The organism is Microbacterium algeriense (assembly GCF_008868005.1).
In the GTDB taxonomy this organism is placed as follows: domain Bacteria; phylum Actinomycetota; class Actinomycetes; order Actinomycetales; family Microbacteriaceae; genus Microbacterium; species Microbacterium algeriense.
The window spans coordinates 821,039-836,782 of record NZ_WAAO01000002.1 but is presented as its reverse complement, the minus strand read 5'-3'; the positions used below and the strand labels follow the sequence as shown (position 1 = coordinate 836,782).

At 70.0% G+C, this 15,744-nt stretch carries 17 protein-coding genes; 14 read left to right on the top strand and 3 right to left on the bottom strand.

The features are described 5' to 3' along the window. Positions 1-60: 60 nt before the first annotated feature. Positions 61-984 (bottom strand): formate/nitrite transporter family protein, encoded by a 924-nt coding sequence (locus F6A08_RS11645; RefSeq protein ID WP_151459515.1) that lies wholly within the window; start codon positions 982-984, stop codon positions 61-63. A 287-nt stretch (positions 985-1,271) separates the two neighbouring features. Here F6A08_RS11645 and F6A08_RS11640 point away from each other — a divergent pair, with 287 nt between their 5' ends. Continuing rightward, positions 1,272-2,510: an NAD(P)/FAD-dependent oxidoreductase gene (locus F6A08_RS11640; RefSeq protein WP_151459514.1), complete on the top strand. Its 1,239-nt coding sequence runs from the start codon at positions 1,272-1,274 to the stop codon at positions 2,508-2,510. Positions 2,511-2,526: 16 nt separating this feature from the next. Here F6A08_RS11640 and F6A08_RS11635 read toward each other — a convergent pair whose 3' ends face one another. Beyond that, a complete protein-coding gene (locus F6A08_RS11635; protein ID WP_151459513.1) occupies positions 2,527-2,817 on the bottom strand; it encodes a hypothetical protein in 291 nt (96 codons plus the stop codon). A 100-nt stretch (positions 2,818-2,917) separates the two neighbouring features. Between F6A08_RS11635 and F6A08_RS11630 the strand changes: the two genes are divergently transcribed. The 11 genes from F6A08_RS11630 (at position 2,918) to aroQ (ending at position 14,186) form a co-directional block, all read left to right on the top strand. After that, the gene (locus tag F6A08_RS11630) at positions 2,918-4,273 is read left to right on the top strand and encodes a replication-associated recombination protein A (RefSeq protein ID WP_151459512.1); all 1,356 of its coding nucleotides are present in this window, start codon (positions 2,918-2,920) and stop codon (positions 4,271-4,273) included. A 181-nt stretch (positions 4,274-4,454) separates the two neighbouring features. Next, complete coding sequence (gene rpsD, locus F6A08_RS11625) at positions 4,455-5,084, top strand: 30S ribosomal protein S4 (protein WP_017202148.1); 630 nt, start codon at positions 4,455-4,457, stop codon at positions 5,082-5,084. A 111-nt stretch (positions 5,085-5,195) separates the two neighbouring features. After that, positions 5,196-5,384, top strand: a complete 189-nt coding sequence (locus F6A08_RS11620) for a hypothetical protein (RefSeq protein WP_017202147.1) — start codon at positions 5,196-5,198, stop codon at positions 5,382-5,384. A 55-nt stretch (positions 5,385-5,439) separates the two neighbouring features. After that, positions 5,440-8,100 carry an alanine--tRNA ligase gene (alaS, locus tag F6A08_RS11615; protein WP_151459511.1) on the top strand — a complete coding sequence of 887 codons (2,661 nt, stop codon included), beginning with the start codon at positions 5,440-5,442 and terminating at the stop codon, positions 8,098-8,100. Beyond that, positions 8,097-8,570, top strand: coding sequence for a Holliday junction resolvase RuvX (gene ruvX, locus F6A08_RS11610; protein ID WP_151459510.1), 474 nt, complete (start codon positions 8,097-8,099; stop codon positions 8,568-8,570). Before alaS ends, ruvX begins: the two co-directional genes overlap by 4 nt. A 2-nt stretch (positions 8,571-8,572) precedes the next feature. Continuing rightward, positions 8,573-10,063 carry an endolytic transglycosylase MltG gene (mltG, locus tag F6A08_RS11605; RefSeq protein WP_151459509.1) on the top strand — a complete coding sequence of 497 codons (1,491 nt, stop codon included), beginning with the start codon at positions 8,573-8,575 and terminating at the stop codon, positions 10,061-10,063. Then, positions 10,050-10,880, top strand: a complete 831-nt coding sequence (locus F6A08_RS11600; protein WP_151459508.1) for a shikimate dehydrogenase — start codon at positions 10,050-10,052, stop codon at positions 10,878-10,880. The genes mltG and F6A08_RS11600 overlap by 14 nt, the downstream gene beginning before the upstream one ends. A gap of 58 nt (positions 10,881-10,938) precedes the next feature. Beyond that, positions 10,939-12,168 (top strand): chorismate synthase, encoded by a 1,230-nt coding sequence (aroC, locus tag F6A08_RS11595; RefSeq protein ID WP_017204367.1) that lies wholly within the window; start codon positions 10,939-10,941, stop codon positions 12,166-12,168. Next, positions 12,152-12,670 carry a shikimate kinase gene (locus F6A08_RS11590; RefSeq protein ID WP_151459507.1) on the top strand — a complete coding sequence of 173 codons (519 nt, stop codon included), beginning with the start codon at positions 12,152-12,154 and terminating at the stop codon, positions 12,668-12,670. The genes aroC and F6A08_RS11590 overlap by 17 nt, the downstream gene beginning before the upstream one ends. Then, positions 12,667-13,755 carry a 3-dehydroquinate synthase gene (gene aroB, locus F6A08_RS11585; RefSeq protein WP_017204369.1) on the top strand — a complete coding sequence of 363 codons (1,089 nt, stop codon included), beginning with the start codon at positions 12,667-12,669 and terminating at the stop codon, positions 13,753-13,755. Before F6A08_RS11590 ends, aroB begins: the two co-directional genes overlap by 4 nt. Next, on the top strand, positions 13,752-14,186 hold the full coding sequence (aroQ, locus tag F6A08_RS11580; RefSeq protein WP_151459506.1) for a type II 3-dehydroquinate dehydratase: 435 nt from the start codon (positions 13,752-13,754) through the stop codon (positions 14,184-14,186). Before aroB ends, aroQ begins: the two co-directional genes overlap by 4 nt. 13 nt (positions 14,187-14,199) lie before the next feature. On the opposite strand, the gene F6A08_RS11575 is transcribed toward aroQ, so the two are convergent. Beyond that, positions 14,200-14,511 carry a hypothetical protein gene (locus F6A08_RS11575; RefSeq protein ID WP_151459505.1) on the bottom strand — a complete coding sequence of 104 codons (312 nt, stop codon included), beginning with the start codon at positions 14,509-14,511 and terminating at the stop codon, positions 14,200-14,202. Between the two features lie 205 nt (positions 14,512-14,716). On the opposite strand from F6A08_RS11575, the gene F6A08_RS11570 reads away from it, so the two are divergent. Next, positions 14,717-15,070 carry a hypothetical protein gene (locus F6A08_RS11570; RefSeq protein WP_151459504.1) on the top strand — a complete coding sequence of 118 codons (354 nt, stop codon included), beginning with the start codon at positions 14,717-14,719 and terminating at the stop codon, positions 15,068-15,070. Between the two features lie 113 nt (positions 15,071-15,183). Continuing rightward, positions 15,184-15,744 carry an elongation factor P gene (efp, locus tag F6A08_RS11565; RefSeq protein WP_017204373.1) on the top strand — a complete coding sequence of 187 codons (561 nt, stop codon included), beginning with the start codon at positions 15,184-15,186 and terminating at the stop codon, positions 15,742-15,744.

Below are 15,744 nucleotides of genomic sequence, written 5' to 3'. Positions count from 1 at the left end.
GGTCCCCGGAACGCCCGTGGGGTGGAGGCCGTAGCCTCCACCCCACGACGCTGCTCGCGGTCAGACGTGCGTCGGCTCCGGCAGGGGAGTGCTCTCCTCGGTGCGCCGCCTCTCGTCGGAGGTCAGAGCGGTGTCCACGGTGAGCGCCCGGCCGAGTCGTCCCAACCGGCCCGCGCTGCGGCCCTTCCGCGCCTTCGGCCGTCCGTGCGTCAGGTAGATCGGCAGACCGACGAAGAGCAGTCCGCCCACGAGATTGCCGACGACCGTGGGCAGTTCGTTCCAGATCAGGTAGTCCCACACGGTGAAGTCCGCCCCCATCAGCAGTCCGGACGGGAACAGGAACATGTTGACGATGGAGTGCTCGAACCCCATGTAGAAGAAGAGCATGATGGGCAGCCACATCGCGACGATCTTCCCGATCGTGCTGTCCGAGACCATCGCCAGCACGACTCCCGTGGAGACCATCCAGTTACACAGAACGCCGCGGATGAAGAGGGTGAGCATGCCCGCTGCTCCGTGATCGGCGTATCCGACCGTGCGTCCGTGTCCGATCTCGCTGATGGCCTCGCCCACCGCGCTCGGCGCGGTCGAGAAGCCGTAGGTGAAGTAGATCGCCATCAGGATCGCGACGAGGAAGGCGCCGCCGAAGTTGCCGAGGAACACCAGGCCCCAGTTGCGCATCAGCGCCCCCAGCGTGGCGCCGGGGCGTCGGTCGAGCACGGCGAGGGGCCCGAGGGTGAAGACGCCGGTCAGCAGGTCGTAGCCCAGCAGGTAGAGCATGACGAAGCCGACGGGGAAGAGGACGGCTCCGAGGAGCGGCTGCCCGGTCTGGGTGGACACCGTCACGGCGAACGCGGCGGCGATGGTGAGGAGAGCGGCACCCATGAACGCGCGGATCAGGGTGTCGCGGGTGGACAGCTGGAGTTTGTAGGCGCCGGCATCGACCATGCGGGTCGCGAGCTCGGCAGGCTTGACGTAGGACACAGGACCTCCACGGGGACGGGAGCACGGGTGCTCGACTGCCTCGATCATGGACGAGCGGCGTTTCCGGCGACCGCGCCGCAGGTTACGGATGTGGAGCGTTTCCCTCACTTCACCGAAGGCACGGTGTGAGGGCTTCGATCGGGACGTGCCAGCGGGTGGGCATCGTCATCGTTACCCATCCGTGATGCGATCGTTCGCCGTGCGAAACACGGCTCGTCACCTCCGGGAAACACGAGCGCTCTAGCGTCACCGGTACGGCACGAACGCCGCCGACAGGAGCAGCCCGGATGATCGAACCATTCCCGACCGAGATCCTCGTCGTCGGAGCGGGAATGGCCGCGCAGCGTTTCGTGGCTCAGCTCCTCACCCGCGCCTCCGCCTCCGTGCGCATCACGGTCATCGGCGATGAGAATCGCGGCCCGTACGATCGCACCCGACTGCGGGAGCTGTTCCAGGGCGGCGCCGCGGAGGACCTGGCCCTGCCCTGCGCGGCGCTCGACGACGAGAGGGTGGAGGTGATCGCCGACGACAGGGTGCTGCGCATCGACCGCGGCGCCAAGACCGTTCGCACCCGCTCGCGGCGGGTTCTCCGCTATGACGCTCTGGTGCTGGCCACCGGGGCGTATGCCGCCAGGGTCGCGGTCGAGGGCGCCGGGCTCCCAGGGTGCTTCTCCTACCGGACGATCGACGACGCCGAGGGATTGCGCGATTTCGTCCGGGATCGCGGTCGCGAGGTGCAGCGCGACCTGCGCGGCGTGGTCGTCGGGGGCGGCCCGCTCGGTCTCGAGGCGGCAGGGGCGCTGCAGGACATGGGGATCGACGCGACGGTGGTGCAGTACGCCGATCGGCTGATGGAAGCCCAGCTGGACGGGACGGCCGGCACCATCGTGAAGCGGCATCTGCAGGCACGGGGCATCGCGGTCCGGACGGGGACCAGGGTGACGAGGATCGACCCGGACGAGTCGGGGGCCGTCACGGCGATCGAGTTCCAGGACGGTTCGTTCCAGCGTGTGGATGTCGTGATCTTCACGGTGGGGATGCGGGCGCGCGACGAACTCGCGCGCAACGCCGACATCGCGGTGCATCCGTACGGGGGGATCGTCGTCGACGAGGGCTGTCGGACGTCGGACCCTGCGGTGCTGGCGATCGGCGAGGCGGCGAGCTTCGCCGGCCGTCGCGCCGGACGCCTCGCCTCCGCCTACGCCATGGCCGACGTCGCCGCCGGACGTCTCGTCGGCGAGACGCCGTCGTTCGCACCCCCTGACGAGTCCGCGGCCGTCACTCTCGCCGGGGTCGATGTCGCGAGTTTCGGGGATGCGCTCGCACGGACGCCGGATGCGGTCGACGTGCTCTACGCCGATCCGGTCGCCGGCGTCTATCGCAAGCTGGTGCTGGCCGAGGACGCGCACACCCTGCTGGGAGGCATCCTCGTCGGCGACGCCTCGGCCTACGGTTCACTCCGCCAGCTCGTGGGCGCCCAGCTCGGCGCCGACCCCGCGTCCTACGTCCTCCCCGCGCGCGGATGAGACGACGCGACTCTCATCACTCGGACGGCGTCTGCGTGGTGTCCGGGGACGGCGACTCGCTCGGAGCATCCGAAGGAGTGCTCGTCGGCGTGACGGACGGCGTCGGTTCCGGTGCGGTGACCTGGGCGTGGACGACCTGGCTGCCGATCGCCGCGACGACGATCAGGCCGCCGACGACGGCGGCGATCGTGTTGTCGCGCGCGCGACGGCGGATCTGGCCTTCATGCCAACGGGTGCGAGCAGTGTGCAGTCGTGCGCGCTCCGCCGACGTGCGCGCCTGTGCGTTTCTCGAACCGCGTGCGGCCATCCCTGGATCTCCCGTCCGACGTCGCGCCTCGACGTCGCCTGAGAGCCTACCGGCCCGCGTCGTCCGCCGAAGTGTCAGCGCCCGCGGTTAGCCTGGAGGGATGACGTCCCCTGCTGCGCTGCTCTCCGGGCAGACGCCCCTCGCCGTGCGCATGCGCCCGGTGTCTCTCGACGAGGTGGCCGGCCAGCGGCATCTGCTCCGAGCCGGATCGCCGATCGTCGCCCTCGCCGACCCGGAGGCCAGCTCTCCCGGTGCCGTCTCGATCATCCTGTGGGGTCCTCCCGGCACCGGCAAGACGACTCTCGCGCAAGCGATCGCCCGGTCCTCCGGCCGACGTTTCGTCGAGCTCTCCGCGATCACCGCCGGCGTCAAGGACGTCAGGGAGGTCATGCAGGAGGCGATCACCCAGCGCGATCTGTACGGGCAGACCACGATCCTCTTCCTCGACGAGATCCACCGGTTCACGAAGGCTCAGCAGGACGCGCTGCTGCCCGGGGTCGAGAACGGGTGGGTCATCCTGATCGCCGCGACCACGGAGAACCCGTCGTTCTCGGTCATCTCGCCGCTGCTGTCGCGCTCGCTGCTGCTGACCCTCCAGCCGCTCACCGACGACGACATCGGGGTGCTCGTGGACCGGGCCGTCGTCGACGCGCGCGGACTCGGGGGAGCGGTCACGCTCAGCGACGAGGCACGGTCGGCCCTCATCCGGCTCGCGTCGGGAGACGCCAGACGTGCGCTCACCGGTCTCGAGGCGGGCGCCGCCGTCGCCCTGTCGCACGCGGCGGCCGAGACCGACGAGGCCGCCGCGCCGGGGGCGATACCCGAGGTGTCCGCCGATGATGTGGCACAGGCCGTCGACAAGGCGCTGCTGCGCTACGACCGGCAGGGCGACGAGCACTACGACGTCATCAGCGCGTTCATCAAGTCCATCCGGGGCTCGGATCCGGACGCTGCACTGCACTACCTCGCCCGCATGATCGAGGCGGGGGAGGATCCGCGCTTCATCGCCCGGCGCCTGGTGATCTCCGCATCCGAGGACGTCGGCCTCGCCGACCCCCAGGCGCTCGGCATCGCGGTGGCCGCCGCCGACGCCGTCGCTTTCATCGGGATGCCGGAGGGGCGGATCCCGCTCGCCGAGGCCACGGTCTACCTCGCGACGACGGCAAAGTCCAATGCCGCATACGTCGGCATCGACGCGGCGATCGCCGACATCCGCGCCGGCGGCTTCGGCCGCGTGCCGCCGCATCTGCGCGACGCGCACTACCCGGGCGCGAAGCGGCTCGGACACGGTCGCGGGTACCGCTACTCGCACGACAGCGAGTACGGCATCGTCCCGCAGCAGTACCTGCCGGACGAGCTCGACGGCAAGCACTACTACGAACCCAAGAACCTCGGCGCCGAGCGCGACATCGCGGCGCGGCTGGAACGCATCCGCCGGATCCTCGGCGACCGCTGAGCCCTCGGCCGGGGCGGGAATCGCGATCTGTTAGACTTGAGCGGCTCGAAACCGAGTTTTCGGGCATCTCCTCGTTCACACCACACCTTGCTGGCGCCCCGGCGTGCGCTCCAAGGCAGAACGCGGACGATACGTCCGTGAGTCGTGAAAGACGCGACCACGTCATCGGAAGGATAACTTCGTGACCACGAAGTCCCAGGACCGCCGCAAGGTGCGTCTCAGCCGCGCCCTCGGCGTCGCTCTCACCCCGAAGGCCGCCCGCTACCTCGAGAAGCGTCCCTACGCTCCCGGCGAGCACGGCCGCACCAAGCGAAAGGCCGACAGCGACTACGCGGTTCGTCTGCGTGAGAAGCAGCGTCTGCGCGAGCAGTACGGCATCCGCGAGAAGCAGATGCGCAACACGTTCAACGAGGCCCGTCGTCACGACGGTCTGACCGGTGAGAACCTGGTCGAGCTGCTCGAGATGCGTCTCGACGCGCTCGTGCTGCGTTCGGGCTTCGCCCGCACCACCGCGCAGGCTCGCCAGCTCGTCGTGCACCGTCACATCCTCGTCGACGGCCAGCTCGTCGACCGCCCGTCGTTCCGCGTGAAGCCGGGCCAGCTCATCCACGTCAAGGCCAAGAGCGAGGGCACCGAGCCCTTCCAGGTGGCGGCAGCCGGCGGTCACGCCGAGGTGCTTCCCCCCGTTCCCGGCTACCTCGAGGTCGAGCTCGACAAGCTCCAGGCCCGTCTGGTCCGTCGTCCGAAGCGCGCCGAGGTCCCCGTGACCTGCGAAGTGCAGCTCGTCGTCGAGTACTACGCGGCTCGCTGATCCAGCGAACGAGCATCAGGCAGGAGGCGTCGGGGATTCCCGACGCCTCCTGTCGTTTCCGCATACGATGGAGACACCGCGCCTACGCGGGTCGAGGGCAAGGATGGCGACATGAAGAACGTGCTGTGGTTCCTGATCGGTGTGATCGGCGGCTTCGTCGCGGCTCACTTCATGAACAAGGACCCGCGCGGTCACGACATCCTCGCCGAGGTCGACGCCAGGATCAACGGGTTCACCGCGATCCTCGGCGACGCCTACCGCGAGCAGGAGGCACGGCTCACGGAGCCGGGCGACAACTGATCCACCGCCGCAGCGCAGCCGCGCGGCATCTTCACGCAAGGACACCCGGCACTCTATGAAAACTGCGGAGATCGCGCAGCGTTATCTCGACTACTTCGAGAAGAACGACCACCTCATCGTCCCCTCGGCCTCCCTGGTGAGCGACGACCCGTCGCTGCTGTTCACGGTCGCCGGAATGGTCCCGATGATCCCGTACCTCACGGGAGTCGTCCCCGCGCCGCATCCCCGCATCGCGGATCTGCAGAAGTGCATCCGCACCAACGACATCGAAGAGGTCGGCAGGACCGCGCGCCACGGCACGTTCTTCCAGATGCTGGGCAACTGGTCGTTCGGCGACTACTTCAAGGAGGGCGCCATCCGCTACGCCTGGGAGCTGCTCACCAGTTCCGAGGCCGACGGCGGCATGGGCTTCGACGAGAAGGACCTCTGGGTCACGGTCTACGAGACCGACGACGAGGCCGAGTCGATCTGGCGCGACATCATCGGTCTGAAGCCGGAGCGCATCCAGCGCCTCGGCCGCGCGGACAACTACTGGAACACCGGCCAGCCCGGTCCCGGCGGCCCCGACTCCGAGATCTTCTTCGATCGCGGCCCGGCCTACGGCAGGGACGGCGGTCCGGCGGTCGACGACTCGCGGTTCCTCGAGATCTGGAACCTCGTGTTCATGCAGGACTTCATCGAGAACATCCGCGGCAAGACCGAGTTCGACATCGTCGGCGAGCTTCCGCAGAAGAACATCGACACCGGCATGGGCCTGGAGCGCGTCGCCTTCCTGAAGCAGGGCGTCGAGAACATGTACGAGACCGACCAGGTGCGTCCGGTCCTCGACCGCGCCGTCGAGCTCTCCGGCCGCAAGTACGGCGCCGTGCACGAGGACGACGTGCGCTTCCGTGTGGTCGCCGACCACGTGCGCTCCTCGCTCATGCTCCTCTCCGACGGCGTCCGCCCGTCGAACGAGGGTCGCGGTTACATCCTGCGCCGCCTGATGCGTCGCACGGTGCGCGCCATGCGCCTCCTCGGAGTCGACGCCCCCACCTTCCCCGAGCTGTTCGCCGCCTCGCGCGACGCCATGAAGGCGACCTACCCGGAGCTCGAGAAGGACTGGTCGGTCCTGTCCTCCTCCGCCTTCGCCGAGGAGGAGACCTTCCGACGCACCCTCGTCGCCGGGTCCACGATCCTCGACCTGGCCCTGGATGAGACGAAGAAGGGCGGAGGGAAGACCCTCAGCGGTCCCGAGGCCTTCCTGCTGCACGACACCTACGGCTTCCCGATCGATCTCACTCTCGAGGTCGCCGAGGAGGCGGGTCTCGACGTCGACCGCACCGCGTTCGACGCGCTCATGCAGGAGCAGCGCCAGCGCGCCAAGGACGATGCGAGGAACCGCAAGCGGCAGCTCGCCGATGTGTCGGTCTACCGCGATCTGCGCGCTCTCGGCGAGACCGGGTTCGACGGCTACACCGCCCTCGAGGTGGAGTCCCGCGTCCTGGGCCTGCTCGTCGACGGCGTGCCCGTGCGCACCGCGACCGAAGGGCAGATCGCCGAGGTCGTCCTCGCCGAGACCACGCTGTACGCGGAGTCCGGCGGACAGGTCGCCGACAAGGGCACCATCGTCGGCCCCGGCTACACGCTCGAGGTGCTGGATGTCCAGAAGCCGGTCCCCGGCCTGATCAGCCACACGGTCGAGGTCAGCCGCGGCAGCGTCGCGGTGGACGACATCGCGACCACCGTCGTGGACGCCGCCAACCGCCGCGCCGCGCGCCAGGCGCACTCGGCCACGCACCTCGTGCACGCCGCGCTCCGGGACACGCTCGGCCCGACGGCGACCCAGGCCGGCTCGCTGAACCGCGCCGGGTACATGCGGTTCGACTTCTCCTGGTCGCAGCCCCTCTCCACCGACACGCGCAGCGAGATCGAGGAGATCACGAACCGCGCCGTGCAGGAAGCCCTCGAGGTGACCACGCGGATCGTGTCGCTCGACGAGGCGAAGGAAGCGGGCGCGATGGCGCTCTTCGGCGAGAAGTACGGCGACGTGGTGCGCATGGTCGACATCGGCGGACCCTGGTCGCGCGAGCTGTGCGCCGGAACGCACGTGAGCACGAGCGCCGAGATCGGGCTGGTCAGTCTCGTCGGCGAGTCCTCGGTCGGTGCGTCGAACCGTCGCATCGAAGCCCTCGTCGGCGCGGACGCGTTCCGCGAACTGGCTGCGGAGCGCACCATCGTGTCGCAGCTCACGAGCGCGCTCAAGACCCCGCGCGAGCAGCTGCCGGAGCGGATCGCGGATCTCACCGCCAGCCTGAAGGCCGCGGAGAAGCGGATCGCGCAGTTCGAGGCGAAGGAGCGCGCAGGTCAGGTCCCCGCGATCGTCGAGGCCGCCTCCCGCGTCGGCGGATTCCGTCTCGCCGCGCAGAATCTCGGCGAGGTCGCATCCGCGGATGACGTGCGCGACCTGGTGAACGGCGTCCGCGAGCGCCTCGGCACGGGGGCCGCCGTCGTGGCACTCGGCGCTGTGGTGAACGGGCGCCCTGTCGTGGTCGTCGCCACCAACGACGCCGCGCGCTCGGCCGGCGCCAAGGCCGGTGCGCTCGCGAAGCGCGCCGCCGGTGTGCTCGGCGGCGGTGGCGGAGGTCGCGACGACCTCGCCCAGGGCGGCGGTGCGGATGTCGCAGCGCTTCCTGCTGCGCTCGACGCCATCGCGCAGGAGCTGCACGTCGCGTGAGCGGCTTCCGTCGCGGTGTGCGGCTCGGCATCGACGTCGGGCGGGCGCGCGTGGGCGTCGCCCGCTGCGATCCCGACGGCATGCTCGCCGTCCCGGTCGAGACCGTGCCGCGAGACGAGGGGTCGATCGAGCGCATCGTCCGGCTGGCCGGCGAGTACGAGCCCCTGGAGTTCGTCGTCGGGCTCCCCGTGAACATGCAGGGCGCCGACACGCCGTCCACGACAGACGCGCGCGAGTTCGCTGCGGCTCTGGCGCAGCGCAGCGGCATCCCGGTGCGGCTCGTCGACGAGCGTCTCAGCACCGTGACGGCGCACGCCGCTCTGCGCAGTTCCGGGCGATCTCAGAAGAAGTCTCGTAGCATTGTGGATCAGGTCGCCGCCGTGGTGCTTCTGCAGCAGGCGATCGACATGGAGAAGAGCACCGGAAACCCGGCCGGAGCCGCCATCTCGCCCGACGAGGAGCACGCCTGACGATGTCTGACCGCGACAGCGCCACACCCCGGCACGATCCCGATTCGCGCCTGGGCGACCTGTTCGAGAATCTGCCAGCGCCCTCAGGGCAGGTGCCGACTCCCGACACCAGCGCGCCCGCACCGGGAACGCGCCGGGCGGCCAGGGAAGCCGCGGCAGGCGACGGCGGAGCGATGCCGCGTCCGGCGGCCGATCCGAGCGCGCCGTCGCCCGTGCCCGTCCGTGCGTCGGCGGACGATGCGGATGCCGCACCGGCAGGACAGCCGTCGCCGACCCCGGTCCGTTCCTCGGCGGACGCCGCCGAGACCCCGACCCGGGCCAATCCGCGCGTCGAGTGGGCTCCCGCGGAAGCGGAACCGGTCCTCGGCGGAGGCCTGGACGACCTCTTCGCGCCGCAGGACGAGCATGTCGACGCGCACCCGAAGAAGAGGCGCCGCAAGGGCTGCCTGATCGCGCTGATCATCGTGCTCGCCATCGTCGGCGGTCTCGCCGCCGGGGGCGTCTGGGTCTGGAACACGTACGGCGACAAGGTCAGCGAGGCGCTCGGCTGGGGCGAGCCGAAGGATTGGGAACCGGGCCAGGCGAACGGAGAGGCCCTGGTCACGATCAAGTCGGGCGACACGGGTCAGCCGGTCTCCACCGCCCTCTACGAGGCAGGGGTCACGAAGACCGAGGACGTGGTCTACGACTACATCGTCAACGAAGGACTCGCGGTCACGTTCTATCCGGGCGTGTACCGGCTGCAGAAGAAGATGACCGCGGAAGCCGCCCTGGCCGCGCTCGAGAATCCCGAGAACAAGATGGCCAACACCGTGTCCGTCTCCGAGGGCAGCACGATCGTGTCGTCCCTGCCCGGGATGGCGGAGATCCTCGGGATCCCGCTCGAGGACTTCGAGGCCGCCGTGAAGGACCCGTCGGCCTACGGCGTCGACGCGCCGAGTCTCGAGGGCTGGCTGTTCCCCGCGGTGTACGAGTTCGACCCGGGCGTGACCGCACCGCAGGTGATCCAGCGGATGGTGGACCGCACGCGGGAGTCCCTCGCGGCAGCAGGGGTCCCCGCGGGTGATGAGGAGCGGGTGCTCACGATCGCATCGATCATCCAGCGCGAGGGCCGGCTGGACGACTTCCCGAAGGTGTCGCGCGTCATCCAGAACCGTCTCGACATCGACATGAAGCTGCAGATGGACTCGACGGCGCAGTACGGGTACGGCTCGCTGCACGAAGGGGTCGTGTCCAGCTCCAAGGAGGCGCTCGAGAGCGACAATCCGTGGAACACATACGTGCACACGGGCCTGCCGGTCACGCCGATCGCCGCCTCCAGCGATGCCGCGATCAAGGCGGCCATGCAACCGGCGGACGGTCCGTGGCTGTACTTCGTCACGATCAACCTCGCGACGGGCGAGACGCAGTTCTCGGAGACCCTCGCCGAACATGAGCAGGGCATCGAGAAGTGGCGCGAATGGTGCCGGGCGAACCCCGATGGCGGCTGCTGAGCCGGTGACGCGGTCCCGGCTGGCGGTCTGGGGGGATCCGATCGCGCACTCCCGGTCTCCGCAGCTGCACGCGGCGGCGTACGCGGTGCTCGGGTTCGATTGGACCTACGAGCGCCGTCAGGTCCCGGCCGACGGGTTCTCGGCGGCGATGGGGGAGCTGGACGCGAGCTGGCGCGGCCTCTCGCTGACCATGCCGCTCAAGGAGCCGGCGTTCCGCGCCGCGTCCACGCACGATCGCCATGCGGAGCTGACCGGCGCCGTGAACACCCTTCTGCTCGGCCCGCGGCCTGCGGGTTTCAACACCGACGTCGGCGGGATCGTCGACGCGCTGTCCGAGGGCGGGATCGAGACGGTCGAGCGGGTGCGCATCCTCGGCGCGGGCGCGACGGCCGCCTCCGCACTCGTCGCGGCTGCGGAGATCGGGGCCGACCGAGCGATGGTCGCGGCACGGCGGCCGGAGCGGGCCGCGGTTCTCGTCGGCCTGGGAGACCGGCTCGGGGTGGGCGTCGACGTCGCTCCCTTCGATGCTCCGCATCCGCCCGTCGATCTCACGATCGCGACGCTCCCCAGCGGCTCGGCGCTTCCGCCCGCGACCGCCGCACAGCTCGCCGCGACCGGAGGCGCTCTCTTCGACGCCGCGTACGCCCCGTGGCCGTCCGCTCTCGCCGCATCGTGGGGGCACGCCCCCGTGATCTCCGGACTCGGGATGCTGCTGCACCAGGCCGTGCGACAGATCCGCATCTTCGCGCACGGAGACCCGGGGGCGGCGCTTCCGCAGGAGGAGCGCGTGCTCTCGGCGATGCGCGACGCACTCTGACGCGACCGGACGCGAAACGCGGCGCGGCACGGGGGCCGACGCATGGGAGACTGGAGCAATGCTCCGCGTGCTCACGGCCGGCGAATCGCACGGCCCAGAACTCATCGCCGTCATGGAGGGCCTGCCCTCCGGCGTCCCTGTGTCCTCCGAGGCGATCCAGACCGACCTCGCCCGTCGCAAGCTCGGCTACGGCCGCGGCTCGCGCATGAAGTTCGAACAGGACGAGCTGACGATCTCCGGCGGAGTGCGGCACGGCCGCAGTCTCGGCAGCCCCATCGCGCTGCGCATCGGCAACACGGAGTGGCCGAAGTGGGTCGAGGTCATGAACCCGGAGCCCGTCGAGCTCACGGACCGGTCCCGCGGACGCGGCGCCCCCTTGACGCGGCCCCGCCCCGGGCACGCCGACCTCGTCGGCATGCAGAAGTACGACTTCGACGAGGCGCGGCCCATCCTGGAGCGCGCGAGCGCTCGGGAGACCGCCGCGCGCGTCGCGCTGGGGGCGATCGCGCGATCGTTCCTCGCGGAGCTGGGCATCCGGCTCGTCAGCCACACGCTGTCGATCGGCCCCGTCCGCGTGCCCGACGGATCGCCGCTGCCGACGCCGGACGATGTGGACGCCCTCGACGCCGACCCGCTCCGGTGCTTCGACCCCGCGACCTCGGCGCTCATGGTCGCGGAGGTCGACGACGCCAAGAAGGACGGCGACACGCTCGGCGGCATCGTGGAGGTCCTCGCGTACGGCCTTCCGCCGGGACTCGGATCCCACGTGCACTGGGACCGCCGCCTCGACGGCCGGCTCGCTCAGGCGCTCATGAGCATCCAGGCGATCAAGGGCGTCGAGGTCGGCGACGGCTTCGAGACCACGCGGCGCCGCGGCTCGGCCGCGCACGACGAGCTCTTCGCCACCGCCGACGGCATCACCCGCGGGTCCGACCGCGCCGGAGGCACCGAGGGCGGGATGTCCACGGGCACCGTGCTCCGGGTCCGCGCCGGGATGAAGCCCATCGCGACCGTGCCGCACGCACTGCGCACGATCGACGTCGCGACCGGAGACGACGCGACGGCGCATCACCAGCGGTCGGACGTCTGTGCGGTCCCCGCCGCGGGCGTGGTCGCCGAGGCGATGGTCGCGATCGAACTCGCGAACGCCGTGCTGGAGAAGTTCGGCGGCGACAGCATCCGCGAGACGCGCCGCAACCTCGACGGGTACCTGGACGGGATCCCCGCCGAGCTGCGCACGACGCCGGTGTCCGAGGCGGCGCTCATCGCGCATGACGAGCGAGACTGAGCCGCTGACGCTGGTGCTCGTCGGTCCGATGGCGGCCGGCAAGACCAGCGTCGGACGCCGGGTCGCTCGTCGACTCGGGGTCGACTTCGTCGACACCGACAAGCGGATCGTCGCCGCGCACGGGCCGATCCCCGCCCTCTTCGCCGAGCACGGCGAGGCGTACTTCCGGAAACTCGAGCGGCAGGCCGTCGCCGTCGCCGTCGCCGACGGCGGCGTCATCTCGCTTGGCGGGGGTGCCGTGACGGATGCCGAGACCCGCGAGCTCCTCAAGGCGCACTCGGTCGTGTTCCTCACGGTGAGCGCGGAGGCCGTGGCCGATCGGATCCGCGGCGGCAACCGGCCGCTCCTCGCCGGAGAGGATCCGATCGAGCGCTGGAAGAGGATCTACGAGGAGCGGCGTCCGTGGTACACGGAAGTGGCCTCGACGACATTCGACACTTCACGGCGGCCGATGCAGCGGATCGCCGACGAGATCGTGGCATGGAAGAGGGAACAGCGATGAGCACGACCACCATCAGCGTCACCGGGAACGACGCATACGACATCACGATCGGACGTGGCGTCCTCGATCGGGTCTCCGAGGCGCTGGCTCCCGGGGTGCGGAAGATCCTCGTGGTGCATCCGCCGACGCTCGCCGCACGGGCGGCCGAGCTCCGCGACCGGCTGCTCGCCGACACGGCGAACGGCCAGCGCGAGGTGCTCCTCGCGGAGATCCCCGACGCGGAGCAGGGCAAGCGCATCGAGGTGGCGGCGTTCTGCTGGCAGGTCATGGGGCAGGCGGACTTCACGCGCAGCGATGCGGTCGTGGGGTACGGCGGGGGAGCCGTGACCGACCTCGCCGGCTTCGTGGCGGCCACGTGGCTCCGGGGCGTCCAGCTGGTGCAGGTGCCCACCACGGTCCTCGGCCTCGTCGACGCGTCCGTCGGAGGGAAGACCGGCGTGAACACCGCCGAGGGCAAGAACCTGGTGGGCGCGTTCTGGGCTCCGAGCGCGGTGATCGGCGACCTGGACGAGCTGTCCAGCCTCAGCCCGAACGAGGCCACCGCCGGCTTCGCCGAGGTGGTGAAGGCCGGTTTCATCTGGGCGCCGGAGATCCTCGACATCATCGAGGCGGATCCGGCACGCGCTGTCGACACGACGACGGAGGAGTTCCGTCGTGCCGTCGAGCTGGCCGTGGACATGAAGGCGAAGGTCGTATCCGACGACTTCCGCGAGGCGGGGCTCCGCGAGATCCTCAACTACGGCCACACGCTCGGCCACGCCATCGAGCACGCGGAGCGGTACCGATGGCGGCATGGCGCTGCCATCTCGGTCGGGATGCTCTATGCGGCCGAGCTGTCCCGGCTGGCGGGACGGCTGTCCGACACCGCAGCGGAACGCCACCGCACGATCCTGGAGTCGCTCGGCCTTCCCACCTCCTACCGCGCCGGCGCGTGGCCGCAGCTGCTCGCGACGATGCAGCGCGACAAGAAGAGCCGCGGGGGGATGCTCCGCTTCGTCCTGCTCGACGACATCGCGAAGCCCACGGTGCTCCGAGCCCCCGACGAGTCGCTGCTGTTCGCCGCGTATCAGGAGGTGGGGGAGTGACCCGCCGCATCCTGCTGGTCAACGGCCCGAACCTCAACCTGCTCGGCACCAGGGAGCCCGAGGTGTACGGCACGGCGACACTCGCGGACGTGGAGCGAATCACGGCGGAGGCCGCGGCGCCGCTCGGCTTCGAGATCCGCGCCGTGCAGAGCAACCACGAGGGCGTCCTGATCGACGCGATCCACGACGCCCGCGGGGAGTGCGAGGGCATCGTGATCAACCCGGCAGGCCTCACGCACACCTCCGTCGTGCTCCGGGACGCCCTCACCGGGGTGTCGCTGCCGTTCGCGGAGGTGCACATCTCGGACGTCTACGCCCGCGAGGAGTTCCGCCACCACTCGTTCCTGCACGACGTCGCAGCCGTGCGTGTCATCGGACGGGGCCTGGAGGGCTACGCCGAAGCGCTGCGGGAGCTGGTCTCGCTGCTCTGAGGGCGTCCGTATCTCAGCTGGTCAGCGGAACCCACACGATCATCACGCACACCACCATGCCGAGCAGCGCGACCAGAGCCATGCCCAGGAAGCAGCCGGCGAGCGCGCGCAGACGCGGCGGGCCGTCGCGCAGGGTGAATCGCAGCACCACCATCGCGATGAGCGCGCACACCACGAGCGTCGCCGTCACGAGGGCGACGGACGCGGCGGCACCGCCGTTCGCGATGATCCCGACCAGTGGCACCAGGCTCATCGCCGCGAACAGCGAGGCGACGATGATCCAGATCGTGCCGGATGACGACCGCAGCGACGGCTGACTGGTCACCAGTGTGGGATCCAGCCCCGCGCCGGGGTCAGCTCTGCGCCTGCGTGCTGCTCTTCCCGGCATGAGCGCACCTCCTCTGCGCCCAGGATGAGTGCCGACGGGCCCGCCGTCAACGGGGTGTCCCCCGACGGGAGTCGGGCGTACGTTCCGGTGCGACGGGCGCATTCGCGGCCGTCCGACGCCGAAGAGCAGGAAAGAGGCACCCATGACGGTCCGACTGAACAAGGACGCCCTCGCCCTCGCGCGCAAGCTGGTGCAGGACGGCGAGGTGGTGCGGGACGAGCGCGACGACTGGAGCGAGCACGCACCGAGCACGGCAGACGAGAACGCGTTCATCGAGAAGCACGGGATGGCGGAGTTCGCGAAGTGGCACCTCGGCGAGGACACGGACGAGACCGAAGGAACCAAGGGCCGGCTGAAGTTCCCGTACGGCGACTTCCGCAGTGTCCACCGGTGCGCCGTCATCTCCGGGGAGAGTCGCGCAGGACAGTACGACCACACGTCGATCGAGAACGCCCTCCGCGGGCTTCTCGCCGACATCGACGGTGACCGGTCGTGAGCCGCGCAGTCGTCCCCGGCCACCCGCGCGTGCGGGCGTCTTGCCGCTGATCCCTTAGAATCGACTGTCGGCTCCGCCCGACCCCGCAGACTCACGAACGGAACTCGCAGCGCATGGCATCTACCGCAGACATCAAGAACGGCGTCGTCCTCAGCATCGACGGGCAGCTCTGGAGCGTCATCGAGTTCCAGCACGTCAAGCCCGGCAAGGGCGGTGCGTTCGTGCGCACCAAGCTCAAGAACGTCGTCTCGGGCAAGGTCGTCGACCGCACCTACAACGCCGGCGCGAAGATCGAGATCGAGAACGTCGACCGCCGCGACTACACCTACCTGTACACGGACGGCGACGGCTACGTCTTCATGGATCAGAGCGACTTCGACCAGATCACGGTCGGCGCGGCCACGGTCGGCGACGCGAAGAACTTCCTGCTCGAGAACCAGAACGTCACGATCGCCCTGAACAACGGCAACCCGCTGTACATCGATCTCCCGGCCTCCGTGGTCCTCGAGATCACGTACACCGAGCCCGGCCTGCAGGGCGACCGCTCGTCGGCGGGCACCAAGCCCGCCACGCTCGAGACCGGCTACGAGATCCAGGTGCCGCTGTTCGTCGAGGCGGGCACCAAGGTCAAGGTCGACACCCGCACGGGTGACTACCTGGGCCGCGAGAAGTAA